Annotated in this window: 21 protein-coding genes and 2 pseudogenes; 11 read left to right on the forward strand and 12 right to left on the reverse strand. The window is 74.7% G+C overall.

What is annotated here, in order from left to right:
- Window positions 1–13 precede the first annotated feature (13 nt).
- Both H4687_RS25985 and H4687_RS25990 read right to left on the reverse strand, forming a co-directional pair.
- Window positions 14–1,180 (reverse strand): MBL fold metallo-hydrolase, encoded by a 1,167-nt coding sequence (locus H4687_RS25985; protein WP_225966823.1) that lies wholly within the window; start codon window positions 1,178–1,180, stop codon window positions 14–16.
- A 280-nt stretch (window positions 1,181–1,460) separates the two neighbouring features.
- Window positions 1,461–1,817: a trypco2 family protein gene (locus H4687_RS25990; RefSeq protein ID WP_046917928.1), complete on the reverse strand. Its 357-nt coding sequence runs from the start codon at window positions 1,815–1,817 to the stop codon at window positions 1,461–1,463.
- A 92-nt stretch (window positions 1,818–1,909) separates the two neighbouring features.
- On the opposite strand from H4687_RS25990, the gene H4687_RS25995 reads away from it, so the two are divergent.
- The 5 genes from H4687_RS25995 (at window position 1,910) to H4687_RS26015 (ending at window position 9,566) form a co-directional block, all read left to right on the forward strand.
- Complete coding sequence (locus tag H4687_RS25995; RefSeq protein ID WP_167358674.1) at window positions 1,910–3,247, forward strand: S1 family peptidase; 1,338 nt, start codon at window positions 1,910–1,912, stop codon at window positions 3,245–3,247.
- Between the two features lie 209 nt (window positions 3,248–3,456).
- A complete protein-coding gene (locus H4687_RS26000) occupies window positions 3,457–5,760 on the forward strand; it encodes a tetratricopeptide repeat protein (RefSeq protein WP_050399553.1) in 2,304 nt (767 codons plus the stop codon).
- Between the two features lie 46 nt (window positions 5,761–5,806).
- Window positions 5,807–7,243, forward strand: a complete 1,437-nt coding sequence (locus tag H4687_RS26005; protein ID WP_078907612.1) for a hypothetical protein — start codon at window positions 5,807–5,809, stop codon at window positions 7,241–7,243.
- 65 nt (window positions 7,244–7,308) lie between these two features.
- Window positions 7,309–8,319: a hypothetical protein gene (locus H4687_RS26010; RefSeq protein ID WP_225966824.1), complete on the forward strand. Its 1,011-nt coding sequence runs from the start codon at window positions 7,309–7,311 to the stop codon at window positions 8,317–8,319.
- Entirely contained in the window at window positions 8,316–9,566 is a 1,251-nt protein-coding gene (locus tag H4687_RS26015; RefSeq protein WP_050399554.1) for an extracellular solute-binding protein, read from the forward strand. Before H4687_RS26010 ends, H4687_RS26015 begins: the two co-directional genes overlap by 4 nt.
- A 24-nt stretch (window positions 9,567–9,590) precedes the next feature.
- On the opposite strand, the pseudogene H4687_RS26020 reads toward H4687_RS26015, so the two are convergent.
- Together H4687_RS26020 and H4687_RS26025 are read right to left on the reverse strand one after the other, a co-directional pair.
- Window positions 9,591–9,758: pseudogene (locus tag H4687_RS26020) on the reverse strand (response regulator transcription factor); the annotation flags it as partial.
- A gap of 141 nt (window positions 9,759–9,899) precedes the next feature.
- Window positions 9,900–9,986, reverse strand: a pseudogene (locus H4687_RS26025) (helix-turn-helix domain-containing protein); the annotation flags it as partial.
- Between the two features lie 308 nt (window positions 9,987–10,294).
- Here H4687_RS26025 and H4687_RS26030 point away from each other — a divergent pair.
- From H4687_RS26030 to H4687_RS26040, 3 genes are all read left to right on the forward strand, one after another.
- Window positions 10,295–11,755: a hypothetical protein gene (locus H4687_RS26030; RefSeq protein WP_046919827.1), complete on the forward strand. Its 1,461-nt coding sequence runs from the start codon at window positions 10,295–10,297 to the stop codon at window positions 11,753–11,755.
- Between the two features lie 267 nt (window positions 11,756–12,022).
- Window positions 12,023–12,931: a glycosyltransferase family 2 protein gene (locus tag H4687_RS26035; protein WP_373560629.1), complete on the forward strand. Its 909-nt coding sequence runs from the start codon at window positions 12,023–12,025 to the stop codon at window positions 12,929–12,931.
- A 313-nt stretch (window positions 12,932–13,244) separates the two neighbouring features.
- Window positions 13,245–16,280 carry an AfsR/SARP family transcriptional regulator gene (locus tag H4687_RS26040; RefSeq protein WP_050399556.1) on the forward strand — a complete coding sequence of 1,012 codons (3,036 nt, stop codon included), beginning with the start codon at window positions 13,245–13,247 and terminating at the stop codon, window positions 16,278–16,280.
- A gap of 27 nt (window positions 16,281–16,307) precedes the next feature.
- Here H4687_RS26040 and H4687_RS26045 read toward each other — a convergent pair whose 3' ends face one another.
- The 4 genes from H4687_RS26045 to H4687_RS26060 all read right to left on the reverse strand — a co-directional run bounded on the left by H4687_RS26045 (window position 16,308) and on the right by H4687_RS26060 (window position 21,982).
- Window positions 16,308–18,020 carry a bifunctional 3'-5' exonuclease/DNA polymerase gene (locus H4687_RS26045; RefSeq protein WP_046919693.1) on the reverse strand — a complete coding sequence of 571 codons (1,713 nt, stop codon included), beginning with the start codon at window positions 18,018–18,020 and terminating at the stop codon, window positions 16,308–16,310.
- A 69-nt stretch (window positions 18,021–18,089) separates the two neighbouring features.
- Window positions 18,090–18,863, reverse strand: a complete 774-nt coding sequence (locus tag H4687_RS26050) for a Clp protease N-terminal domain-containing protein (RefSeq protein ID WP_046919694.1) — start codon at window positions 18,861–18,863, stop codon at window positions 18,090–18,092.
- A 108-nt stretch (window positions 18,864–18,971) separates the two neighbouring features.
- A complete protein-coding gene (locus H4687_RS26055) occupies window positions 18,972–21,182 on the reverse strand; it encodes an FtsX-like permease family protein (RefSeq protein WP_050399558.1) in 2,211 nt (736 codons plus the stop codon).
- Window positions 21,176–21,982: an ABC transporter ATP-binding protein gene (locus tag H4687_RS26060; protein ID WP_046917090.1), complete on the reverse strand. Its 807-nt coding sequence runs from the start codon at window positions 21,980–21,982 to the stop codon at window positions 21,176–21,178. Before H4687_RS26060 ends, H4687_RS26055 begins: the two co-directional genes overlap by 7 nt.
- 104 nt (window positions 21,983–22,086) lie before the next feature.
- Between H4687_RS26060 and H4687_RS26065 the strand changes: the two genes are divergently transcribed.
- The gene (locus H4687_RS26065; protein WP_046917091.1) at window positions 22,087–23,292 is read left to right on the forward strand and encodes a DUF2786 domain-containing protein; all 1,206 of its coding nucleotides are present in this window, start codon (window positions 22,087–22,089) and stop codon (window positions 23,290–23,292) included.
- A 49-nt stretch (window positions 23,293–23,341) separates the two neighbouring features.
- Here the strand turns inward: H4687_RS26065 and H4687_RS26070 are convergent, their stop codons facing one another.
- From H4687_RS26070 to rpmB, 4 genes are all read right to left on the reverse strand, one after another.
- A complete protein-coding gene (locus H4687_RS26070; protein ID WP_046917092.1) occupies window positions 23,342–23,902 on the reverse strand; it encodes a DUF4232 domain-containing protein in 561 nt (186 codons plus the stop codon).
- A gap of 156 nt (window positions 23,903–24,058) precedes the next feature.
- Window positions 24,059–24,592, reverse strand: coding sequence for a hypothetical protein (locus H4687_RS26075; RefSeq protein ID WP_046917093.1), 534 nt, complete (start codon window positions 24,590–24,592; stop codon window positions 24,059–24,061).
- A 538-nt stretch (window positions 24,593–25,130) separates the two neighbouring features.
- A complete protein-coding gene (gene rpsN, locus H4687_RS26080; RefSeq protein ID WP_046918573.1) occupies window positions 25,131–25,436 on the reverse strand; it encodes a 30S ribosomal protein S14 in 306 nt (101 codons plus the stop codon).
- Window positions 25,436–25,672, reverse strand: coding sequence for a 50S ribosomal protein L28 (gene rpmB / locus H4687_RS26085; protein ID WP_028796437.1), 237 nt, complete (start codon window positions 25,670–25,672; stop codon window positions 25,436–25,438). Before rpmB ends, rpsN begins: the two co-directional genes overlap by 1 nt.
- Window positions 25,673–25,733: 61 nt before the next feature.
- Here rpmB and rpmG point away from each other — a divergent pair, with 61 nt between their 5' ends.
- Window positions 25,734–25,898, forward strand: a complete 165-nt coding sequence (gene rpmG / locus H4687_RS26090) for a 50S ribosomal protein L33 (RefSeq protein ID WP_005475851.1) — start codon at window positions 25,734–25,736, stop codon at window positions 25,896–25,898.
- 6 nt (window positions 25,899–25,904) lie between these two features.
- On the forward strand, window positions 25,905–26,189 hold the full coding sequence (locus tag H4687_RS26095; protein WP_046918572.1) for a type B 50S ribosomal protein L31: 285 nt from the start codon (window positions 25,905–25,907) through the stop codon (window positions 26,187–26,189).

The following is a 26,189-nucleotide window of genomic DNA, read 5'->3' on the forward strand; positions in this document are numbered from 1 at the left end:
GCCGGCCGGGGAGTCACCCCTTCTGGTGCTGCTCGGGCAGACGGCTCTCGGGGTGCACCCACAGCACGACGTTGTCGAGATATCCGGCCGCGCCACCCTCCCGTTCGCGCCGGAAGAACTCGATGACCTCCTGGTCGGAATGGCGCAGGCTGAAGTGGGTCAGCACGAACAGGGTCTCCGGGTGCGCCTCGACCACCGGACGCAGCTCGCTCCACACGGTGTGCCCGACCTGCCGGGCCCGGGTGAGCTGTCCGTCGTCGAGGTAGGTGCACTCGGTGATGATGACCGGGTAGTCGAACAGCCAGGGGTTGCGCGCGAACACGCTCGCGTGGGTGTCGCCGAGGAAGGCGAAGGCCGGGCGGCGGATCTCCTCGTCGACCGCGCCGGGGCCCTCCTTGCGCCGCTCGGCGATGATCCGGCCGAACTCAGCGGCCCGTCCGGCCGCGACCATCGACGCCTTCAGCTCCTCGTACTCCGGCTTCAGGACCGTCTTCTGCTCCGCGAAGCAGTAGCCCACGCACGGCACCTTGTGCAGGCACTCGACGACCCGGACCGCGTACTCCCCGCGGCGGCCCACGGAGAACTCCGCGCCGGCGCGCACGCCGTGCAGACGGCACGCCGGAGCGCGGGACGGATCGAAGCCGGCCCCGTGGTTCAGCTCGCTCGAAGCGCGCAGGTAGGCCGCCGCGTACGGTTCGGCGGCGGCCGGCAGGTAGATGTCCACCCCCGCGTCCCTGGCGGCCAGGTAGTCGAGGTCCTTGGAGTGGTCGAGGTGGGTGTGGGTCAGGAGCACCGTCTCCACCTGCCGGCCCTCGGCCAGCCCGGCGTCGAGGGAACAGCGCAGTTCGGGGAGGTGGAAGAAGGTCTTGTCGTTCGCGCGGGAGTACCCGGTGAGGGTCAGGCCGGTCCCGGGGACACGCCAGGTCTTCCACTGGCGGAACGGGTGACCCTGGTCGAGGCGTTGGGGGTGGGCGGGGCGGAGGTCAGGTGGGTGGGTCATGCAGGTTCGCTCCCTGGCCTCGTCGTCACCGACCCGCGCGTGCACGGGATTTGGCTGATCGTACGGGGCGTCGCCGAGCTGGTTGCGGCATTTTCCGTGCCCACCGCTCAGGCGTGCCAGCAGCCGGGGCGTGGCGGTAGCCCCTGCCGTGGTGGACGCCAGCTCGCGGGTCGCGGGCATCGGGCACGGTGTGTCCCTGTGCTAGGTGCGGTGCGATTCGGTGAGCGGTACGACGGTGCGTGAGCCGCGCAGGCACCTCACCTGCTGGGCACGGTTCGTGGCCTACGGGGACATTGGGCGGGACGTCCCCGACTCGGCCCGTGGCCGACCGTCCGGCGGCCTCGGTGACCTGTCTCTCGCCGGTACGTCCTCGCCCGGTCGCGGGCCCGACGCGTCACCGCCTGCCGTCTGTGACGGCGCGCCCACCGGGCGGGGCCGGGGGCCCGGCGCGCCCGGCGGGTCAGCCGCGGGAGAGGGAACCGTCGGACGGCCCCGGGCCCGGGTGCTCGCGGGTGCCGGGCTCGTCGCGGCCCACCTCGTGGTGGTGGCCGCCGGGGCCGGGGAGGGGCTTGAGGTCGACCTGGATGCGGTGGGTGGAGTCATGGCTCACCGAGCCGCCGAGGCGGGCCTCGACCACGCCGAGACGCAGGCCCGCGCCGCCCTCGCCGCCCCGGTGGAACTGGACCGAGAACTCCAGGCTGACCTGCTCCACACTGAACCGCCAGTCGCTCGCCGCGCCTTCGGCCTGTGCCCTGGCCAGCTCCGCGCGGACCGTGCCGATGGCCTCCGCGAGACCGACCGGTTCGGGTTCGCCCATGTCAACATCCCGTCGTCTTCCCCTGATCGGCCGATCCGAGTTGGTTACAGAGTCTAGGGACGCACCATGCCTCGCGCGTAGTGTGAGGCGGCATGGGGGAATTGCGTGCGGACTGGAGGCTCAGGCTGCGGCGCGGGGGCGCGCACGGACCCATCTGCGGCGCCGGCGTGCTCGTCGATGAGCGGACGGCGCTGACCTGCGCACACGTGGTGCGCGATCCGAACGCCGTGATGTGGCTGGAGTTCGCCGAGAACGCCGACCTCGAACCGGTGTCCGCGCGCGTCGCGCCAGGTGGCTGGCTGCCCGACGTCCCCGTAGGCGGTGAGGACGTCGCCGTGCTCCGGCTGGACAGCCCGCGGCCCCGGGCGCGACCCGCCCGGCTGGAGCCCGCGCTGTGGGGCGGGGCGGAGGTGTCCGCCACCGGCTACGCGGAGGGCTTCGACGACGGCATGTCCCTGTGGGGCCGGATCGGCGGGGTCAGTGGTGAGCGGGTGCAACTGGACGCCGTCACCAAGGCCGAAGTGGTGCGCAAGGGTTTCAGCGGCGCCGCCGTGTGCACCCGGCCCGGCGAGGGGCGCCCCGTGCGCGTGGTCGGACTGATCGTCAGCTGGCGGGGTGACATGGGGGAGTTGCTGCCCGAGAACAACCGGCTCGCCTTCTCGTATCTGATCCCCGTCGAGCGCATCGCGGAACTCTCGCCCGTGATCAAGGAGTTGAGCGGCCCGCACGCCTGGGACCACGACTTCGAGGAGCGGCTGGCCCGCTGGTTCGACGACCCCGACGAGGAGCCGGTGAAGATCACCGTGGTGCCTGCGGGCAGCGGCAAGGAACGTTCCCTGGGGCATCTGGCGCACCGGGCCTCCCTCGTCCACCGCGGCGGTGTGTCCGGCAGACCGGACCTCGCCGATCACGCCCTGGGCCACATCGCGTTCCCGCCCGGCCAGTACCTGGCGTACTGGGACTGGCTGCTCGGCACCCGGTCCCGGCCCGCGCGGACGGCCGCCCCGGTGCCCGGCGGCCCGGTCACCGTCCTCGTCGACGGCCTCGACGAGGAGCCGGAACCGGTGCCGCTGATCGAACTCCTCGTCCGATTACGGTCGTTCGGCTTCCGGCTGCTGCTGGTCTTCCGGCACGAGGGCGGCACCGGCTGGACCGCCGCCCGCGACCGGCTCCTCGCCCCCGCGCTCCTCGCCCACGCGGACACGCTCCTGGCGCGGCTGGCGGGGGCGGAGTTCAGTCGCGCGGTCCGGCACGGCGTCGTCGGCAGCGCCTCCCTCGGCTCGATGACCGAGACGGCCGACCGGCGCCGGGCCGAGCGCCGCCTGATCGACGAGACCACGGGCCAGGACCCGCAGTGGCGGCTCGCCCGGCTGCGCGAACTGATCAGAACCCTGCGTGCGGACCTGCGGCGCTCCGGGGACACGACATGAGGCCCGGGACGGGGGCGGGCGCGGGGCCCGAGCCGGTGGCGGGCACGGAGCTTGAGCAGCAGGCGGGTACGGGGTCCGCTTCCGGCCCCGGTACGGGTTCCGCCCCGCCGTCCCCGCCGCCCGTCCCGTCCGCGTCCCCCGCCTCGACCACCCCACCAACTCCGCCCACCCCGCCCACCCCACCCACCCCGACGCCGGACGGCGAGCGCGTGACCCCCTGTCCGCACCGCCGCTTCACCGGCGCCCCCTGCGGCGGCACCGTGCTGCCCACCGGGTACTGCGCCGTGTGCGGGCGGGCGCAGGACGGCCCCCGGCTGCCCGCCCTGCCCGAGGACCCGCGCGAGTTCGGCCCCGCCGAGCTGCTCGCGCTGCCCGAGCGGGCGCCGCGCCCCGCGCAGGAACGCCTCATCCACCCCCAGGCACCGCTCCGGGTCCGGATGGGCTGCTCGTCCCCCGAGTGCGGCATCACCTTCGCGCCGCCCTACACCGTGGGCCGGGTGCCGGTCGAGGGGTTCTGCCCGGCCTGCGGCGTGCCCTACTCCTACCGGCCCGAACTCGCCGAAGGAGACGTGCTGCGCGACCAGTACCGGATCATGGGGCCCATCGCGCACGGCGGCCAGGGCTGGGTCTATCTCGCCGAGGACACCCACCTCGGTGACGTGGTCGCCGTCAAGGGCATGCTCAACCGCTACGAGCAGGACGGTGCCCGGCTCGCCGACGTCGAACGCCGCAACCTCGTCGCCATCCGCCACCCCCGTATCGTCCAGATCCGCGACTTCGTCGCCCGGCGCGACGACACCGGGCAGGTCACCGGCGGCCACATCGTCATGGACGACGTCGGCGACGGCACCCTGGAGAAGGTCGTCAAGGAGACCCGGCGCGGGGAGTCGGTCCTCGACATCGAGCACGTCGCCGCGTACGGCTGCCAGATCCTCGAAGCCTTCGTCCATCTGCACGCCGGCGGCGAACGGGTCTTCGTGTACGGGGACATGAAGCCCTCGAACGTCGTGCACCACGGGGACGGTGTCAAGGTCATCGACCTCGGCGGGATGCGGGAACAGGGCCAGAGCCAGCCGCCCGCCCATGTCACGCCCGACTACATGGCGCCCGAGACGGCGTTCGCGCCCATGCCCACCACCGCCCACGACCTGCACACCGTCGGCGTCACCCTGCGGGAACTCGCCGGCTGGGCCGTCGACGAGGTGCCCGGCCTCGGCACCGCCTCCTTCTGGGGCGTCGTCGACCGCGCCACCCGCGCCGACCCCGGCCTGCGCTTCGCCGACGCCCGGGAGATGACGGGCCAACTGCGGGGCGCCCTGCGGGAGATCCGGGCCCTGCGCGGCAAGAGCGACCCGCCCGAACCCTCCGACTACTTCTGGCCGTCCCCGCAGCTGCTCGGCGCCCGGCTCGGCACCGTTCCCGGCATCGAACACTGGCTGGAACGCCCCCGGCGCGACCGCTACGACCCGCCGCTCGCCCCCGCCCTCGACCTCGGCGCGCCCACCCCCACCGAGATCGCCCGCCGGCTGCCGGTGCCCAGGCGCTACCCGGGCGACCCGCAGACCACCCGGTTCGAGGTGAGCAGCGGCTACGACCCGGGGCGCCTCCTCGACCAGGAGGACGGCAAGCCGCCCTCGGTGGAGATCCGCCTGCACAACGTGCGGGTCCTGCTGGGCCGCAACTCGCGGGACGACCTGGAGCGTGCCCAGGAGGAACTCGACACCGCCGACTCCCTGCCGGGCCCGTCCGCCGTGCGCCGGTGGCGGCTGGAGTGGCACCGCGCCCTGGTCGCGCTGCGCCGCGCCGACCTCGACGGCGACCCGCGCCAGATCGCCGAGGCCAAGCGCCACTTCACGAAGGTCCGCCTCGAACTGCCCGGCGAGTACGCCCCCAAGCTGGCCCTCGCCTACTGCGGCGAACGGCTCGGCGACGACACGGCCGGGCCCACCGCCAAGGAGCTGTACGAGGCCGTGTTCGCCCGCAACCCCGCGCACGGTGGCGCCGCCCTGGGCCTCGCCCGGCTCGCCCTGCGCGCGGGCGACCGGCGGGCCGCACTCGACGTCCTCGGCCGGGTCCGCCCCGGCACCCTGGACCACACCGTCACCCGGATCGCCTCCTTACGGATCCGCGCGGCCCGGCTGCCCCGGGACACCGCGCCGCTGCCCGAGCCCAGCGAGGTCGACGCGGCGCTGGCCGAACTGCGCGACCTCGTACGCCGGGAGCCCGGCGCCGGCGTGCCGGGCCTGTCCGAGGACGAGGCGCTGCGCCTGAGCACCGAACTGCACGAGTGGCAACTGGACGCCCTCTACAGCCGCGACGACCGCCCCGGCCCCCGGGGCGGTGGCCGGCTCGACCCCCGGGGGCTGCGGCGGCTGAGCGCGCAGGAGCGCCGGCTGCGCGAACGGATCGAGTCCCACTACCGCCAACTGGCCGCCCGGTACGCCGGATCGGCCGCCACCCACGAACATCTCGTGGACCTTCTGCAGGCGGTCCGGCCACAGACGGTGGTGTGAGTACCGGCGGGTATCGGCGAACGGGGAAGGAACGGTGACGCACGACATGAGCAGGCATCCGGGCCGGCGCGCGGGCCGGCACCTGAACGGGCGGACGGGTGGTGGGGCCCGGCCGGCGCAGCCGGACATCCGGTTGCGGGTCGACCTCGGCGGTGATCTGCGACCGCACCGCAGCGCGAAGATCGAGGCGCATCTGCGCGTCGACGTGAGCGCCGGCGGCGCACCCACCGAGCTGCCCGCGATCGAACTCGCCGTGATCATCGCGGTCGACGTGGCCGAGCCGCTCCGGGCGGCCGTCCGGCACGCCCTGCCGGCCGCGCTGCGCGCCCTGCCCGACGGCATCTCCTTCACCGTCCTCGGCGCCGGCCCCGAACCCGTCCGGTGCCATCCCGGGGGTGACACCGAGTGGGCCGTCGCCGACGACAGCGAGAGACGCCGGGCCGCCTTCGCCACGGGCGCGATCCCGCTGCACCGGGACGGCCCGCGCCCCGCCGGATACGCGGCCTGGGCGGCCCGAGCACGCGCCCTGCTCGCCGCCCGTCCCCTGTCCGTACGTCATCTGCTGCTGATCACCGACGGCAGCAGCGCCCCCGGCGAGACCCGGCTGGAGGAGGAACTCGACGCCTGCGCGGGCCACTTCACCTGCGACGTCCTCGCCGTGGGCGTGGACTGGTCCCCCGGACCGCTGCTGACGCTGGCCGAACGGCTGCACGGCACCGCCGAGTTCGTGGACGACGGCCTCGGTACGGCCATCACCGCCGCGATCCGGCGGCTGCGCCGGGTGCACGCCCCCCAGCTGCCGATCGTGGTGACCGTACGGCCCACGGTGCGCCAGGTCGCGCTGAACGAGAAGGCACCCCGGCCGCACCGCCTCGGCGGGCTGCCCCAGCCCGGCCTGCCGCACCGGTGGAGCTTTCCGACGTACCAGTGGGAGGAGGGCGGCCGCGACTACCTCCTCACCCTCGTCGCCGACGCCGACGCCGACCCGCTGGAGACGTATCTGCAGTTCGCCATGGTCTCCGTCGGCGATGTGCACGCGGCCGTCACCGCCCGCTGGCACCGCCCCGAACTCCCGCCGCCCGACCTGTCGGCGGGCGCCGCCGGTGTGCGCGACCAGAAGTCGACCACCGTGATGCGGGAGGCCCTGCGCCGGGGGCTCGTCGCCCTCGGGGAGGAGCGACGGAAGGCCGCCGAGGGGCATCTGGGACGGGCGGCGCGGCTGGCGGACCGGCTGGGCACGGACTGGGTGCTGGACGAGATCCGCGCGGTCGCCGACATCGAGGACGCGCCCGCGGGCCTGGTCCGGCTGCGGCACGCCGTCGACGCCGACACGCTCGGGCCGATGATCCTGCGCGCCGGATCCCGTCCCGTGCCCGTGACCCCCACCGCCGGTCCGCTGCCGGGCCCGCGCTGCGTCAGGTGCGCCACCCGGGCCGGGGCCGAGGCCCGCCACTGCATCGTCTGCGGGCAGGAGCTGCTGTGACCACCGGACACCCCCGCCACCCCCCGCGCTCCTCGTACGCCCCGCGTTCCTCTTACGTTCCACGCTTGCGCTTCGCGCCGTACTCCCTCGGCGCCTTCTGGCGTGCGCGGTTGCGCGGACGGCGCACGCGCTGGCTGCTGGAGGCGCATCTGCTGGTCCTGACCGTGTGCGCGCTCGTGGCGGCCGGCGCCCTGTTCGTGTCCTGCCGGCAGGTCCAGGGCGGCGCGCAGACGCTCGCCGGCGAGGAGGCGCCGGCGGTGCAGGGGCTCGCCGCCGCCCGGCTCGCGGTCCTGCGCGCCGACCACGAAGCCCGGCAGCTGGTCGACTCGAAGCTCGCCGCCGTCGCGGGCACGGGCGAGGCCTACCGGACCCAGCTCTCCGCCGCCGACCAGGGACTGTCCCGGATCGCGGACCGCACGGACCAGGATCTCGGTACCGTCAACGGTCTGCTCGCCACCTACGGCAACTCCCTCAACCTCGGTACCGCCATGTACCGCGACCAGCCCCTCATGAGCAAACAGAAGCTCGCCGAGGCGCACTCGCTGCTCGTCCGGCAGGGCGTGGGACTCGTACCCCGCCTCGACGCGATCCAGCGGATCCAGACGCGGCACGCGGAGGTCACCGCCACCGAGGGGTGGCTGCAGCGCAGCGGCTGGTGGCTCGCCGAACTCGCCCTGCTGGCACTGGCGCTGTCCCTGCTGTCCGCGCTGTTCGTGCTGCGCGACCGCTGCGGCCGCGACTGGAACCCGTACCTGCTCGCGGCCTTCGCCCTGACCGTGCTGCTCGGGATCGTGCCGCTGCTGACGATGTCCTCCGCGCAGGCCGACCTGGACCGTGTGGCCGGGAACCTGCGGGAGATCACCGAGGTCTCCCGGCAGCAGGACCAGGGAGGGAAGTGGGAGGGGTACCAGCAGACCGTCGCGAAGCGGTCCGAGGACGTCCGGGACGTCCTGGCCGACGACACCTGGACCGAGCGGGTCCACCAGGGCACCCTGACCGGCGGTCTGCTGCTCGTCGTCCTGCCCGTGGTGGGACTCGGACTCCGGCTCGACAGCGACTACTGGAGGCGACGGTGACCCGGCGGTTCAAGGTGCTGGTGCTGCTGGTGGCGCTGCTGCTGGTCTCCGCCGGCAGCATGGTGGCGGTCTGGTCGCAGCGGGAGGACGAGCCGGTCACCGTCCTGGGGCCGTGGACCGGCGAACAGGGCGAGCAGTTCGAGGACCTGCTGCGGGGCTTCGGCATCCGCTTCGAGTACCAGGGCACCGCCGCCCAGCGCGAGGTGCTGCTGTCCAAGGTGCAGTCGGGGGAGCCCCCCGACATCGCGATCATGCCGGGCGTCGGCGAACTCGCCGAGTACGCCGCCCAGGACCGCCTCAAGCCGTTGAACGGCCTCTACGCCGAGGAGGAGTACGGGGCCCCGTGGCAGCCGGTGAACAAGCCCTCGCAGAAGGCGTACTGGGTGCCGGTCAAGGCGGACCTCAAGAGCATCGTCTGGTACCGCGAGGGCGAGCGCCCGGCCGGTTCGCCCGCCCCGCTGACCAGTTGGTGCATCGGGATGGGGGACGACGGGGCGTCCGGCTGGCCCGGCAGCGACTGGATCGAGGACCTCGTGCTGCAACGCGAGGGTCCGGACGTCTACGGCAGGTGGGCGCTCGGCGACCGCACCGCGCGCTGGACCGGGAAGGCGGTGCGGGGCGCGTGGGACGCGTGGGCCGGGCTGCTCCGGCAGGACGAGAGGGCGGCCAAGCGGGCCCTGCTCACCGACCACCGGGGCGAACCCGACGGGTACGGCCTGCTCTTCGACGGCCCGAAGGGGTGCGCGCTGGAGCACCAGGGCTCTTTCGCCCGCTCCTTCTACCGGGACGAGCGGCGCCGGGCGGGTCTGATGGATTCCGCCCCCCTGCTGCCCGGTGGCGGCTACCGGGTCCGGGCCCACGAGGTGACCGGTGACTTCGCCGCGCTCTTCAGCGACCGCCCCGAGGCCCGGGACCTGATCGAACGGCTGGCCTCGCGGGAGGGCCAGCAGGAATGGGCCGACTCCGCGGACGTCTTCTCGGCGAACCGCCGGGTGCGACAGCGCGACCGCCTTGTCGAGCGGCAGATCGCCGACCGCCTCACCGGCCCGGACCCCCGCTGCCTCGACGCCTCCGACGTCATGCCCCCCGCCGTCCGCGACGCCTTCTACGAGGCCGTCCTCCTGACCATCGCCCGCGCGGCGGCCGACGAGAACATCGACGTACCGGGCCTGTTGAGAGACGTACAGAAGGTGGCGGACAGCCGCACCGACCGGCGACCGGCTCTGCGGAGGGTGTGCAGTACGTAGTCGGGGGGCGGCAGCGGGACGCGGCTATCCCTCCGGAGCGGCCGGCGGCCCCTCCGCCGTGCCCGGCACGATCAGGCCCGTCTCGTAGGCCACCACCACGGCCTGGGCGCGGTCGCGCAGGCGGAGTTTGGCGAGGATGCGGGCGACGTGGGTCTTGACGGTGGCCTCGCTGAGGCGGAAGTGGGCGGCCAGTCGTTCAGCCTCCGTCCGTCGGAGAGGGCGGCGGTGATCGTGACGCCCCGGTCGACGCCGATGACCTCGCCCGTGCCCAGCCCCTCGACGGCACTGCTCCGCGAAACCGGGCGCGCTCCTGCGCCACCGGCGCCAGTGCGCGTGCTGCTCGACAGCGAGGTTCCAGACGTACCGGGCGTGCGCGCAGTGCGTGAGCATCCGCTCGGCCTGCGCGCGCGACGGATACATCCGGAAACGTGACACGCCACGAACCTAGCCACCCCGTTCCCCTCCCGCGCACACCTTCGACCAATATCGCCCGTGAGAGTGACCAGCACGCCCTCACCATCCGCCCGCCCTCACCGCCCGCCCACCAGGTCAGCGCCTCGCCCTCCCCGCCCGCTCCCCCCACCACCCCGCCCGCCTCAATCGGCTGAGCGGACAAGGGCGTTGACCCGCCCCGAGAGCACCAGCAGAATGACCCCGCACGCGCTTGAGAGCGCTCTCAGAACGCGGCTCCGGGCGCGCCCCCAGGCCCGCACTTCCAAGGGAGACCCATGACCGGCAGCACCGACAGCACCGGCATGACCGGCGCGACCGGCAGACCAGACCCGGCACCGGCGTTCGGCCGCCGGGCGCTCCTCGGCACCGGTCTCGGGGCCGCCGCGGCGCTCGTCGCCGCCGGCTCCGGCCCGGCCCAAGCGGCGCCGAACGCGGCGCCGAACGCGGCGCCACGGACGTCCGGGACCTCGGCCCGGCGGCGCGGACAGAACTTCCTCGCCGCCGCGATGGACTCCTACCCCGACCACGGCGCCGTCCGGCTGACCCAGAGCTACACCGACCAGGCGGGCCTGTTCAGCACGGCGTTCACGTACGACAACGCGCTCGCGATCCTCGCCCACCTCGCCGTGCGCACGGCGGACGGCCGGGCCAGGGCCGTGGCGCTCGGGGACGCCCTGATCTACGCCCAGGAGCACGACCCGGCGTACGACGACGGCCGACTGCGCCAGGCGTACAACGTCGGGCCGTACGTCTACTACGACGGCGTACCGCAGCCGGACGGGTTCGTGCGGGCGGACGGCACGGCCAACGTCGGCACCCAGTTCGGCTTCACGGGGACGGCCGTGGGGGACATGGCCTGGGCGGGCATCGCGCTGAGCGCGCTGGCCCGGCGCACCGGCGCGCGCCGGTTCCTCGCCGCCGCGGTGCGGATCGGGCAGTGGATCGAACGGACCGGCCGTACCGACGAGCCCCTCGGCGGCTACAAGTTCGGTGTGAACGGGGCGAACGAGAAGCTGCCGTTCACCTCGACCGAGCACAACACCGACCTGGTCTGCCTGTTCGGACGCCTCGCCCGGCTCACCGGCGACCGGGTGTGGGGCGAGCGGCGCGCGCGGGCCGAGGCCTTCGTGCGGCGGATGTGGGAGCCGTCCCGGGGCTCGACGGGCGGGTTCTTCTACACCGGCACCAACGACGGGGTCACCGTCAACAAGTCCCCGATCCCCGAGGACACCCAGACCTGGACCCACCTCGCGCTCGGCTCCCGCCGGTACGCGCGTTCCCTCGACTGGGCCGTCCGGGAACTGGCCGTCCTCGACCACGCCGAGCGCCGCAACAGCACCGTGCCGGCGGGGGAGTCGTACGAGGGCGTCACCTTCAGCTCCGCCAGTCTCCTCGCGAACGAGGACGCGCCCATCGCCGAGTTCCAGCCCCGGCCGAACCGCAACGGGGTCTGGTTCGAGGGCACCGCTCACCTGGCCCTCGCCCTGCGCGACCGGGGTGCGCGCGGTGACGAGGCCCGCGCCCGGCGCCTCCTGGCCTCCCTCGAAAGCGCCCAGGACCACCTCGGCGCCGCCCAGACCATCGGCGGCCGCGCGCTCCCGGCCCGCTCCGGCATCGTCTCCGCCAGCAGCCCCCTCGACACGGGATTCGGCTTCGGCTACTACCCGTACCGGCACACGGGCGCCACGGCCTGGTACCTGATGGCGGCGGCGCGTGCGAACCCGCTGGGGGTCTGACACCCACGCGCGGACGGCGTCGGGGAAGGGGGCGGCGGCGGCCGGTAGCCGCCCCTTTTCGCGGAGTTGGTGCGAAGGCCCCTACGTGAACGGCTAGCATCCCGGCCGTAAACATGCGGTGGAAACGGCATGGGGCCGACGACCCTCGGTGGTCGGCCTGCGGGCCCTCGGCAATCCGTCGTCGGCTTTCAGGGGTCGGCCCTCGGCGGCCGGCCCTCGGTGGTCGGCCGTCGGCCGTCGGTCGTCCGTGGTCGTGGACAGGATGGGGTGGGTGTCGTGGTGGAGGCCGGGCCGCGGGTCGCTGTGGCCGTGGTGACGATGGGCAATCGGCCCGCCGAGGTGGACGCGTTGCTCGCCTCCGTGGCCAAGCAGGACATCGCGCCCGCACGGATCGTCGTCGTCGGGAACGGCTGTCCCCTCCCCGAGTTCGCCGAGCGGCTCGGTCTGCCCGGCGAGGTCACGCTCATCGAGGTGGACGAGAACCTCGGCTGCCCCGGCGGGCGGAACGTGGCCCTGGAACGGTTGCGGGAGTTCGGTGACGTCGACGTGGTCGTCGAGCTGGACGACGACGGTCTGCTCGTCGACGCCGATGTGCTGCGCCGCGTACGGGACCTGTACGCCGCCGACCCGCGCCTCGGCATCGTGGGCTTCCGCATCGCCGACGAGCACGGCGAGACCCAGCGGCGGCACGTCCCGAGGGTCGGCGCCAAGGACCCGATGCGCGGCGGCCCGGTCACCGGATTCCTCGGCGGCGGACACGCCCTGTCCATGGCCATGCTCGGCGAGACGGGCGACTGGGCCGCCGAGTTCTTCTTCGCGCACGAGGAGACCGACCTGGCCTGGCGGGCGCTCGACGCCGGCTGGACCGTGCTGTACGCCCCCGAGTTGCTGCTCCAGCACCCGAAGACCTCACCCGCCCGGCACGCCATCTACTACCGCGTCAACGCCCGCAACCGCGTCTGGCTCGCCCGCCGCCGCCTTCCGCTGCCGCTCATCCCCGTCCACCTGGGCGTGTGGGTGCTCATCACCCTGCTGCGCACGCGCTCGGCGGGCGGCCTGAAGGCGTGGTTCGGCGGCTTCGTGGAGGGCTGGCGCGAGTCGGGCGGCGCACGCCGGCCCATGAGCTGGCGCACGGTCTGGCATCTCACGCGACTGGGACGACCGCCGGTCCTCTAGGCCAACGGGCCCGCCCGGCACCCGTGTTCGGCCCGGCCCGCCCCGCGACACACGAAGGCCCCGGTCGTTCACCTCCACCGACCGGGGCACAGCGCTTTGTGCGGTTCCCGGATCCGGCAGCGGCGGCGGCACTCCCCCGAGCTACGCGTCTACGCGTGCGCCGTCGCCGCCGGATCCGATGAAGTGATCACATCAGGTCCCGCCAACGGATCGCTAACATGGGCCCAACGGTTCCACGAGGAGCCGTACGGGAGGCGGCGGGTCGCCGCGGGGCGGACCCGGAACGACGGTGCGGAAAGGCAGCGGCGGTTCTATGCGGGACGGGCTGCGGTTCGGACTGCTCGGTCCGCCGGTCCTGTACGGGGCCGGGGCCACCGGCGGCGCCGTACCCGCCGAAGACTGCCGCCCCGGTGGTCCGGCCGGTGGTGACGCCGGCCCCGCACACGGCGGCGTACGGTCCGTCGGCAGCGGAAAGATGCGGGCCCTGTTCGTCGCGCTGCTGCTCGAACCCGGGCGGATCGTCTCCGTCGACACCCTCAAGGACGTGCTCTGGGACGCGGCGCCGCCCCCCTCCGCGCAGGCGTCCCTGCACAACCATGTGACGCGCCTGCGGCGGCTGTTGGACGATCCCGAGCGGCTGCGCGCGATCCCGCCGGGCTATCTGCTGCGGGTCGACGACGGCGAGCTGGACGTCCGTGTCTTCGAGGCCCACGCCCGCGCCGCCCGCGCCGCCCACACCGAGCGGGACTGGGCCCGGACGGTACGCGAGTGCGCCGCCGCCCTCGCCCTCTGGCGCGGAACACCGCTCGGGGGACTGCCGGTCGAGGAACCGCGCGCCCAGGCCTTCGTCCAGCGCCTGGAGGAGGCCCGGCTGTTGCTGCTGGAGCGACGGTACGAGGCCGAACTCCACCTCGCGGCCCGTACGACGGGCCAGAACGCCACCGGGGCGCACGCGCTCGGCGCACTCGCCCCCGAACTCACCGCCCTCGTCGCCGAGCACCCCCTGCGCGAGGCCTTCCACCGCCTCCTCATGCTCGTCCTGCACCGCACGGGCCGCCAGGCCGAGGCGCTGGCCGTCCACCGGGACCTCCGGGCCCGCCTCCTGGACGAACTCGGCGTGGAACCGGGCCCCGCGGTACGCGACGCCCACGTGGAGATCCTGCGCGACCACACCGAGGAGGCACCGGGGACCCCGACCGAGGACGCCCCCGCCGACACCCCGCCCCGCCCGGCCCAACTCCCGCCGCCGCCCGCGCACTTCACGGGCCGGGAGAAGGCGCTGGCGGAGCTGCGGCAGGCACTGGGGAGGGGCCCGTACGAAGCCTCCGGGACCGTCGTCATCAGCGGCATGGCGGGCGTCGGCAAGAGCGCCCTCGCCCTCCACCTCGCCCACGAACTCGCCGACCGCTTCCCCGACGGCCAGCTCTACATCAACCTCCACGGCGCCACCCCGGGCATGACCCCCCTCACCCCCGCCCAGGCCCTCGCCGCCCTGCTCCGCGACCTCGGCACCGCCCCGCGCCGTATCCCCGAACACCCGGACGCCGCCGCCGCGTCACTCCGCTCGACGCTCGCCCCGACCCGCACCCTGCTGGTGCTGGACGACGCCGCGAACGCCGCCCAGGTGCGCCCCCTGCTCCCGGCCGGTGCCGGCTGCGCGGTCATCGTGACGAGCCGCTCCCCGCTCACCGCGCTGGACGGCGCCCACCGCCTCCCGCTCGCCCCGCTGTCGGACGACGAGAGCGCGGCCCTGCTGCGCGCCGCCTCCGGCCGGGCGGCGGGCCTGGACGCCAAGCACCCCCTCGTCGAGCTCACCGGCCGCCTCCCGCTCGCCCTCCGCGTCGTCGCGGCCCGCCTCGCCGCCCGCCGCGCGCTCACCCCGGACGCCCTGGCCGGTCAACTGACCGCCACCGAGGGCCGGTTGCACCACCTCGAATACGACGACCTGAGCGTCCGCCGCTCCCTCGCCGTCGCCCACGAGGCCCTGCGCGCCTCCGACCGCGAGGCCGACCGCGACGCCGCCCACGCCCTGCGCCGCGTCGGCGCCCTCGATCTGCCCGCGTACGGCGCACCGCTCCTCGCCCGCCTCACCGGCACCGACGAGTTCCGCGCCGAGACCGCCCTCGACCGCCTTGTCGACGTGGCCCTCCTCGACGAGACGAGCTACGGGCGGTACGTCCCCCACGACCTCGTACGCCACTTCGCCCGCGAACTCGCCGGCACGGCCGACACCACCGAGGCCGTCGGGCAGGCCCTGCGCTGGTACGCGGCGCGCGCCCGCCAGAGCCTGCTGGTGCTGCTCCCACCCGGCTACGAGCGCGACGAGCGCCTCCGTACGACGGCGTCCACGGCCGAGCCGGAGCCCGTCGAACCGCCCTTCGCCTCCGCCGAGGAGGCCTTCGCCTGGGGCGACCGCGAACTCCCCAACATCGTCGCCCTGGTGGAACGCGGCGGCGGACCGGCGGCGGCACTCGTGCCCGGCCTCGTCCGCCATCTCTTCCCCTATCTGCACCGGGGCGGCCGGCTCGCCGAACTGGACGTGCTCGGACGACTGGCCCTGCACGCGGCACGCTCGCTCGGGGACGCCGAGGCCGAGGCGTTCGCCCTGACCGACCGGGCGGGCCTGCACTTCATGTCCGGCCGGGCCTCGGAGGCGCTCGCCCTCAACGACGAGGGGCTCAGGCTGTGGCGGCGGCTCGGGGTCGTGTCGTGCGTACGGCGCTGCCTGAACAACCGGGGGCTCGTCCTGGAGAGCCTCGGCCGGTACGAGGAGAGCGAGGAGACGCTGCGGCAGAGCCTGGAGCTGTCCCGGCAGCTCGGCGACCCGTACGGCGAGGCGGTGACCTTCAGCCACCTCGGCAACCTCTACAAGCACACCGACGCACGGGCCGCCATCGCCCACCACGAACGGAGCCTGGCGCTGGGCGAGATCGCCGACAGCCTCGTCGTCCGGCACACCGCGCACTGCAACATCGGCTACGCCCACCTCCGGCTCGGCGAACCGGCCGCCGCCGTGCAGCACTTCGAGCAGAGTCTGCGCATCCTCGGCGACGACGAGGACTGGCAGGGCGAGTCGAAGTCCCGGCTCGGCCTGGTGCGGGCCCTGCGCGAGCTGGGCCGCCCGGACCGCGCGTCCCACGAGTGCGCCCTCCTCCTCGACCTCGCCGAACGCCGCGCCGACCAGTACGCCGTCGGCCTCGCCCGGCACCAGCGCGGGCTGCTCCTGCGGGCGCGGGGGCGCGTGGAGGAGGCGTACCGCGAGTGGGAGCGGGCCCGCGCGATCCTGGACGGGACGGACTCGCCGGTGGCGGTGGAGCTGAGGGAACTGCTGAAGGACCGCGCCCGGTGAGGGGCGCCGCCGGCCCCGCTCACGTCCTCACTTCGCGTCCGCGTAACACTCCACCACGGCCGTGGTGAACGGGAACCGCACCGGCGTCTGCCCGAACGTCAGCCGCCCCGACAGCTCCGACGCCTCCCGGATCGCCGCCACGACGGTGTCCGCCTCGGCGGCCGGACAGTGCACGATCACCTCGTCGTGCTGGAAGAAGACCAGCTCGGCGGCCATCCCGTCGAGGGCGCGGCGGAGTGCGGCGAGGAGGAGCAGGGTCCAGTCGGCGGCGCTGCCCTGGACGACGAAGTTGCGGGCGAACCGGCCCCGGGCGCGGGAGTTGGTGGAGGCGTACCCGGGCACCCACTCGCCGCCGTCCTGCCCCTGGCCCTGTTCCGGGGATGCGAGGTCGGTGTCGGCCTGGGGGATGCCCGCCTCCTCGGCCGCCGCGTCGGAGGCGCCGGCCGCCGGTGGGCACGTACGTCCGAGCCAGGTCCGTACGAGGCGGCCCTCCTCGCCCGCGCGGGCCGCGTCGTCGACGTACCGCACCGCGTGCGGGAACCGGCGGCGGAGCGCGGCGAGGTTCTTGAGGCCGTCCCCGGACGTCTGCCCGTACACGGCGCCCAGCACGGCGAGCTTGGCCTGCGCGCGGTCGCCGGAGAAGGCGCGGTCGGAGACGGCCTGGTAGAGGTCGCCGGGGCGCCCGGCGACCTCCATGAGCCCGGGGTCGCGGGAGACGGCGGCCAGCACCCGGGGTTCCATCTGGTCGGCGTCGGCGACGACGAGCCGCCAGCCGGGGTCGGCGACACAGGCGCGGCGGATCACCTTCGGGATCTGGAGGGCGCCCCCGCCGTTGGTGACCCAGCGCCCGGTGACGGTGCCGTGCGCGAGGAACTCGGGGCGGAACCGCCCGTCCCGGACCCAGTCCTGCAGCCAGGACCAGCCGTGGGCGACCCAGATCCGGTAGAGCCGCTTGTATTCGAGGAGGGGTTTCACGGCCGGGTGGTCGAGGCTCTCGATCTCCCAGCGGCGGGTGGACTTCACCCGCAGTCCCGCCTGGGCGAAGGCCTTGACGACGTCGGCGGGCAGATCGGGCCGCACGCGCCGCCCGAAGGCCTGCGACACCTCCTCGGCGAGTTCGGCGAGCCGGCGGGGTTCGCCCCCGCCCGCGTACCGCTCGCCGAGCAGCTCGCGCAGCACCTCCCGGTGCACGTCGGCCCGCCACGGCAGCCCCGCCCGGTTCATCTCCGCGGCGACCAGCATCCCGGCCGACTCGGCGGCGGTCAGCAGCCGCATCCGGTCCGGGTGCGCGGTGGCGTCGTGCCGGCGCTGCTGGTCCGCGTACACCTCGACGAGGTCGGCGAGCGGGACGTGGACCGGCCGGGGCTCGAAGAGGGAGGGCTGGGCGCCGGGATCGGCCGAGCGCGGGGGAGGGTCCGGCGGAACGGGGCCGTGCCGGAGGCGGGCGAGCGCGGCGGCGGCGGAGCGGGGTTCCCCGAGCCGCCCCTCGTGCCCCAGCAGCAGACTCTCGGCGTCCTCCACGTCGTAACACCGCTCCACGCGGACGCCGTCGGCCAGCAGCCGGGGATAGATCTCGGCGGTGGACCGCCACACCCACCGCCCGACGTCCGCCCGCCGCCGCACGGCCCCCGCCAGGTCGGCCTCCCGTGTCACCGGGCCCGCGAGCAGCCCGTCGGCCCCGAGGGGGGCGACCTCCACGCCACCGTCCTCGGCCGGAGCGAGCGCCCACCGGTCGGTCATGGGTGCGAGTGTGACAGGGGGGTCTGACAATGGGGCCGAGGCGAGGGCGGGCGGCGGTTTCGGCGACCCTTACGCGTCCCCCTGCCCCTCACCCGGGCCCTCGCCAGGGCCCTGTCCCCGTCCCTGCCCCTGCACGATCGACCGCAGTGCCTCGGTCACGTCCGCCTCCGTGGCCTCCTTGGTCACGCCGAGGCCGCTCAGCACGCCCTGGCCGTTCTCGAACTCCAGCAGGGCGAGCAGGATGTGCTCCGTGCCGATGTAGTTGTGGCCGAGGCGGAGGGCCTCGCGGAAGGTGAGTTCGAGGACCTTCTTGGCGTCGGGGCCGTAGGGGATGAGTTCGGGCACCTCGGGGGAGGCCGGCGGCAGGGTGGCCGTGGCGGCCTGGCGGACGGCCTCGGGGGAGGCGCCCTGGGCGACGAGCGCCTTGGCGGCGAGCCCCTCCGGCTCCGCGAGGAGGCCGAGGACGAGGTGGGCCGGCAGCCCCTCGACGGCACCGGCGGCCTTGCCCTCGTTGTGCGCGGCGGCGACCACGTTCCGGGCGCGCGGGGTGAAGCGGCTGAAGCCCTGGCTGGCGTCGAGGTCGTTCTCGGCCTTGGGCACGAACCGCTTCTGCGCGGCCTGCCGGGTCACCCCCATGCTCTTGCCGATCTCCGTCCAGGACGCGCCCGAACGCCGGGCCTGGTCCACGAAGTGGCCGATCAGGTGGTCGGCCACCTCGCCGAGGTGGTCCGCGGCGATCACCGCGTCCTGGAGCTGGTCGAGGGGTTCCGGGTGCACCTTCTTGATGGCGTCGATGAGTTCGTCGAGACGGATGGACGCGGTGGCTCGCGGGTTCGTCGTCATGTGTCAACCCTAGGTTGACACCCCTCCACTGTCAACCTTCGGTTGACAGTGGTCGCATGGCGCGGAAGATCGTCAACCCTGTTTCCCGGCGGGGCCGTCGACGCCCCCTCACCGCCCCGCCCGGCCGACCGCCCCACCGGCCGCCACCCCTGCCACGACCCCGCACGCCCCCACGCACGCCCCGACCACCTCCCAGGGCACCCTCACCCCCACCGGCGCCGACAGCACCCCCAGCGCCGCCGCCACCCCCGCCAGGTTCACCACGGTGACCGCCGCTCCGAGCGCCACCCCCACCAGGACCGCGACCAGTGCCTCGCCCACCACGACCACCCGCACCTGCCCCCGGGTGGCCCCGGCCAGCCGCAACGACCGCAGCTCCGCGCCCCGCGCCGACGTGGCCATCACCAGCGTCCCCGCCAGCGAGATCGCCGCGTAGACGAGCGCGATCCCCAGCACCACGAGAAACCCGAGCCGGGTGTGCGCCCTGGTGCCGGGACGGTTCGCCGCGAGCCACTCCTCGGCCGGCCGCACGGTCGCACCGGTCCCGGCCGCCGCCCTCTCCAGCGCCGCCGCGACCCCCGCCCGGTCCGCCCCGCCGTCCACCCGCACCTCGGCCCGGTCCACCGCCGCGCCGCCGGCGTTCGCGGACGTCACGTACGCCCCGTTGTCCCCGGTCCCTCGCCCGAGCACCGCCGCGATCCGCAGCCGCACGGGACGCCCGTCCCCGAGCCACACCCGCACACGGTCCCCCACCTCGTGCCGCTCCCACTCCTCGTTCACGACGATCGACCGGTCGTCGAGATCGCGCACGTCACCGGCGACCACCGGCAGCCGCGACACCGCCGCGAAGGCCGGCACGTCCGTCACCGCCCGCGCCTCGGAACGCACCAGCGCGCTCCCCTCCTCCACCACGTACACGGCGGTGGAGGCCGACCCGGCCACGGTCGCCCCGGGCACTCTGCCGCCGCCGGCCGACCGTCCCCCACCCGTCACCACGTCGTCCGCCCGCGCGCCCGTCACCACGTCGTCCGCCCGCGCGCCCGTCACCACGAAGTCCGCCCGCGTGCGCGCCTCCGCCTCCGCCCCCTTGGCCCGCGCCACCGTGCCCGCGGCCCCCAGCAGCGACCCGGCCAGCGCGACGGTCACCAGCACCGGCGCGGCGACGGCGGCGGTACGGCGTACCGACGTGGCCGCGTTCTCCCGGATCAGCAGCCCGGTGGCCCCGGGCAGCGCCGCGCCCAGCAGCCGTACGACGGGCCGGACGAGCAGCGGGGCGAGCGCCGCCGCCGCCGTGACGAGGAGCATCGGCTGGGTGGTGTACGTCTTCCGTTTCAGCAGGTCGGCGGGGTCGGTCCCGACCTTCCAGGCCAGCAGCCCCAGCCCGCCCGCCAGCAGGGCGGCACCGAGCACCCGGCGCGACAGCGGCAGCACCCCCGTGTCCACGGACGCCTCCCGCAACGCCTCCGCCGGCCCGATCCGCCCCGCCCGCCGCGCGGCCGCCCAGGCCCCCGCGAGCGCCACCGACACCCCCGTCCAGAAGGCCACGTGGTACGGCCACACCACCGCGTCCGGCACCGCGAACCACGTCGGCGCGACCCCGCCGTCCACCAGCTCCCGCACCAGCACGGGCGCCCCCCACGCCCCCAGCGCGCACCCCGTGCCGGACGCCACGACCCCGACCGCCAGGGCCTCCCCGAGCAGCAGCCGCCGCACCTGACCCGGAGTCGCGCCCGCCATCCGCAGCAGCCCGAACTCCCGCCTGCGCAGGGCGACCACGAAGGCGAACGTCGAGGCCGTCACGAACACCGACACGAAGGTGGTGACCCCGCCGGCCGTGCCGAGCAGCGAGTTCACGGCGACCAGCGCCTCCGCCTCCCGCTCGTGGCCCGGATCCACCTGCCGCCGCGCGTCCCCCGTCAGCACCCGCGCCCGGTCCCCGACCACCGCGCGCACGTCGGCGGCGGGCGCGTCCACCCCGACCGTGTCGGGGCCCGCCGAGCCCCGGCCACCCCCGTCCGTCGTCACCGGCCCCAGCGCGCGAAGCTCCGCCACGAGCCGTTCGTCCACAGGGTGTGGATACGCCAGCCGCTGCGACACCCGGGCCGTCCCCGGACCCCGCCGCACCTCGACCGTCAGCCTGTCCAGGCCCGCCACCACGACGGGGGAGGAACCGAAACGCTCCGGCGCACGCGCGGGCGGATCGAGCGACGCCGCGAGCCCCAGCCCCATGGCGGTCATCACCCCGACCCCCAACGCCACGGCGACGAACGATCCGAGCAACGCGGCCCACCGCGTACGCAACGACGACAGGGTCAGCACGTCACACCTCCGACAGCGGCCTCGGCCGTGCCGCGCGCGGCACGCTTCTCCAGCCCCGCCATACGGGCCGCCACCGCCTCCACCGAGGGCCGGGCCAGCTCTCCGCTCACCCGCCCGTCCACCAGGAACACCACCCGGTCCGCGTACGAGGCGGCCACCGGATCGTGCGTGACCATGACCGTGGTCTGGCCCTCCCGGTCCACCAACTCCCTCAGCAGGCACAGCACTTCACGGCTGGTCGTGGTGTCGAGCGCCCCGGTGGGCTCGTCGCCGAACAGGACCGCCGGGCGGGTGATCAGGGCCCGGGCCACGGCGACCCGCTGCTGCTGGCCGCCGGACAGCTGGGCCGGCCGGTGCCCGGCCCGCTCGGCCAGCCCCACCCGGGCCAGCGCCTCGCGCACCGCCCCGCGCGCGGGCCGCCGTCCGGCGAGCCGCAGCGGCAGGGCGACGTTCTGCGCGGCGGTGAGCGAGGGGAGCAGGTTGAACGCCTGGAACACGAACCCGATCCGCTCCCGGCGCAGCAGTGTCAGCCGCCGCTCGCCCAGCCCGGCCAGCTCCACCCCGTCGACCCGCACCGTCCCGCCCGACGGCCGGTCCAGCCCCGCCGCGCAACTCAGCAGCGTCGACTTCCCCGACCCCGAGGGCCCCATCACCGCCGTGAAGGTCCCGGCCCCGAAGTCGAGATCCACCCCGTCCAGGGCGACGACGTCCCCGTACGACCGCCGCAGGCCCCGTACGCGCACGGCGGCGCCCGCCGTTTCCCCCGGTGCCGCTGCTTCCGCTGTATCTGTCGTGGTCATGCCCCTAGCGAACCGTCCGCGCCCCGCCCGCACACGACCACTGGAGGGCGTCCTCGGGGTAGGGCCGGCCCTACCCCCGCGTACCGCATGACACGATCGAACACGTGAGTACGACCAGCACGGTGGAGCGCGCCTTCGAGGCGGCCCTCTACGCCGACACCGACGCCGCCCTCGACACCGGCGCCTCCCTGCTCGCCGCCGACCCCGCGGCCGACGGGGAACTGGCCCGGCGCGGACGGGAGTTCGTCGCCGGCGCCTGGCGGCGCGGCTGGCAGCCCGCCGACGTCGTACGGTTCGTGCGGCGCGAGCTGGAGGACGAGCACGTCACGCTCCTCGCACGGCTCGTCGTCGAGGAACACGAGGACGCGTACGGCCGGGGGCGGACGGCCGGGCGGCAGCCGTCAGCCGGCCCCCGCTGGGCCGCCCAGCTCGACGAGATCAGGGAGCTGACCACCCGCCCCACCCGCGCCGACCGCTTCTCGTACGCCACCACGGCCCTGGAGCTGTACCGCCTCCTGCTGCGGCTGCCCACCCTCGAATCCCTGGACCGCCCGCAGGAGACCGGCGGCGCGCAGAACTCGCCCCACCCGGAGTCCCGCATGCTCGGCCGGATCCGCGCGCTCCTCGCCAAGGCGGAGGCGACCGGGTTCCCGGAGGAGGCGGAGGCGCTCAGTGCGAAGGCGCAGGAGCTGATGGCGCGGCACAGCATCGACGAGGCGCTGCTGGCCGCCCGCGCGCACGGCGCGAACACGCCCGGCGCGTGCCGGATCGGCGTCGAGCCCCCGTACGAGACGGCCAAGGCGGTGCTCCTCGACGCGGTGGCGCGCGCCAACCGCTGCGAGGCCGTCTGGAACGCGGACCTCGGCTTCTCCACGGTCGTCGGGTTCGAGGCGGACCTGGAGGCGGTCGAACTGCTCCACACCTCGCTCCTCGTCCAGGCCACCACCGCGATGACGAAGGCGGAGGCGGCCCAGCGCAGGTCCGGCCGCAAGCGGACCAAGACCTTCCGGCAGTCGTTCCTGGCCGCCTACGCCCACCGCATAGGGGACCGCCTGGCGGAGGTCGCCGAGGCCCAGGTCGCCGAGGCGGAGGCCGAGGGCGTGGGGGCGCACGGGACGGGCGGTCCGCTGCAGGACCTGCTGCCCGTCCTCGCCGCCCGCGACGTGGCCGTCCGGGAGCAGGTGGGCCGGATGTTCCCGGACACGGTCACCACCCGCGTGCGGGGCGTCAGCGACCTGGCCGGCTGGCAGCAGGGGGCGGAGGCCGCCGACCGTGCCCAGGTCCGGGCGCGGCCCCGGCTGCCGTCCTGAGGCGGTGGCGGACCCGGTGGTGCCGTCCTGAGGCGGCGGATCCGGTGGCTCAGTCGCCCGCCGGCAGGAACGGCCCGACCGTCGCCTCCAGCGTGCTCTCCGACTCGACCGCGACCTCGGGGTCCGGCCACTTGAAGCTGCTGACCTTGGTGTCTCCGGGCAGGGTCAGCTTCACCGTGTCCACCGCGGCGCTCTTCTCCGCGTCACCGGCGACTCCGCGCACGTAGGCGATGGTGAAGGTCATCGACTGACCGCCCTCCAGCGTCACCTCGGTGTCCTGGGACGCGCCCTCCTGCGCCTTGAGCGCCCAGGACTTGTCGCCGGCGAACAGGTCGACCCCGGCGAGGCCCTTCAGCGTGCAGGCGGCGTCGCCCTTGTTGGTGACGGTGACCGGCACGGCGCCCTCGTCGCCGGCGGCCGGCGCGGCACTGCTGGGCCCGATCTCGAAACCGGCCTGCGCGGCCGTGCAGGCGCCGCCCTTCGTGCTCTCGGGAGTGGCGGCACCGGTCTTGCCGTCCTCCCCGCCGTCACCTCCGTCACTCCCGCCACAGGCGGTCAGCGTGAGGGCGGCGAGGAGGGCGGCGGCGATGGCGGTCGGAGCGGTGCGCATGGAGTTCCCGGGGTGTTCGTGGCCGTGGCTGTCACAGCACAGCCGGTGAAGAGGTGAAGGGACGAACGGGCCGGGGAACTCGGAGGCTCCGCGGCCCGCCCTCCCTCACATGATCTACGATCCCCGCCCCACCACAGGCCCGATCCGCAACCTGATCTACGACCCGGCGCTCGCGGTCGGCAGATCGCTGGGCAGGCCGGTGGGCAGGTCCGTCGGCAGCCCCGAGGGCAGGGACCCCCCGGCCTTCCGGAACGTCTCCTGCCCGACGTCGCCCTCCCAGGTGATCGTCAGCGCCTTGGAGCCGACCTTGTCCACCATGCCCTCGGTGCGGGCGTCGCTGCCGTCCTGGCACTTGAGGCTGATCATCTGCATGTCCGCCTCGTCGGCGACCTTGCCGCTGCACACCGAGGTGCCCGCGAAGACGGCGACCTCGTCGCCGTTGACGAACAGGGCGACCGCCTTGCCGTCGGTCGTGGCCAGCCAGTTGCCCTGCAGCTCGGTGGCGACGCCGGAGGAGCCCTGGGAACCGCCGCCGTCCGCGCTGTCGCTCGCCTTCGGCGCGGCCGACGACTCCTTGGCCTCGGGGTCGTCGCCGCCACCGCTGCATCCGGTCAGCACGAGCGCGGCCGCGAGCCCGGCCGCCGCGGCCGCGACGCGCACACCCCGCCGGGCGGAGGACGCCCTGGTCACGGGCCTTGCCGTAGTCGCCGTAGTCACTGGAGATCTCCCATAGCCGTGGCCGATTCCGGTCGCCGCAGCGACAGCGGCAAGCTACCAGCAGCAGCTGGGCACCGGACGGCCGGGAACTGTGAGAACCCCGAGAACGAAGGAGCACCGACGACACCCCCACCGCCACCGTGACGCCCCGGCACCGACCAGATCCGGCGCCGCCCGCCTCGGCCCTTCAGGCCACGCCGACGGCCGACCGGGGCGAAGCCGCACCCCCCGGGTACGACGGCGCCACGTGAGGCCGAGACGGGGCAGCCGCGTGACGCGGGTCGGCGCGAGCACCCGGCGCCCGCCCGGCCCCCGCCCGACGACCGGCGGAGCCGATCCCGGCCCCCGGCAGGACCCACGCCCTTCCGGCCCCTGGCAGACCGACGCCCCCGGCCCCCGGCAGGACCCACGCCCTTCCGGCCCCTGGCAGACCGACGCCCCCGGCCCCCGGCAGGACCCACGCCCTTCCGGCCCCCGGCAGACCTCGCGCGGCGCCCCCCGGTAGACGGCCCTACCAGGACGACTTCCGCACCCCCGGCAAGTACCCCGCGTGCGCCTGCTCCCGCAAGCTCACCCGGGACAGCCCGAACGTGCGGAAGTACCCCCGGGGCCGGCCGTCCACCTGGTCCCGGTTGCGGACGCGGGTCGCGCTCGCGTCGCGGGGCTGGGCGGTCAGTTCCCGCCGGGCCGCGTCGCGTTCGGCCTCCGTGGTGGACGGCCGCCGCAGGATCTCCTTCAGCTCGGCCCGCCGCTCGGCGTACCGCGCGACGACCTCCCGCCGCTTCTCGTTCTTCGCGATCTTGCTCTTCTTCGCCATCAGACCCGCACCCCCCGCGCACGGATCCGCGCGACGGCGGCCTCGACGCCGATGACGTCCACGGTCTTGATCCCCTTGGTGCTCAGCCGGAGCCGCACATGTCGGTTCTCGCTCGGCAGCCAGTACCGCTTGGACTGGATGTTCGGGTCGAAGCGCCGGGACGTGCGCCGGTGGGAGTGGGAGATGCGGTTGCCGAAGCCGGGCCGGGCTCCGGTCAGCATGCAGTGGGCGGACAAGGTGACGCACCTCTCTCGATCAGGTAGTGCAAATGGATTTCATTTTCAGTAACATACCAGCATGGCACGCAACGAACTCCGCCCGGTCGTCAAACTCCGGTCCACGGCCGGCACCGGATACACCTACGTCACCCGCAAGAACCGCCGGAACGACCCCGACCGGCTGACGCTGCGCAAGTTCGACCCGAGGGCCGGCCGCCACGTCGACTTCCGAGAGGAGCGCTGACCGACGATGAAGAAGGACATCCACCCCTCCTACGGGCCCGTCGTCTTCCGGGACCGCGCCGCGAACCACACCTTCCTCACCCGCTCGACGATGACGAGCGGGAAGACGATCGAGTGGGAGGACGGCAACACCTACCCCGTGGTCGACGTCGAGATCTCGAACGTCAGCCACCCCTTCTACACGGGCACCGCGCGCGTGCTGGACACGGCGGGCCGCGTGGAGAAGTTCGAGAAGCGGTACGGCGCCAAGAACTCCGGGGCGGCCGGAGCGACCGGGAAGAAGCGGGGCTGA

This window comes from Streptomyces stelliscabiei, assembly GCF_014873495.1.
GTDB lineage: Bacteria > Actinomycetota > Actinomycetes > Streptomycetales > Streptomycetaceae > Streptomyces > Streptomyces bottropensis.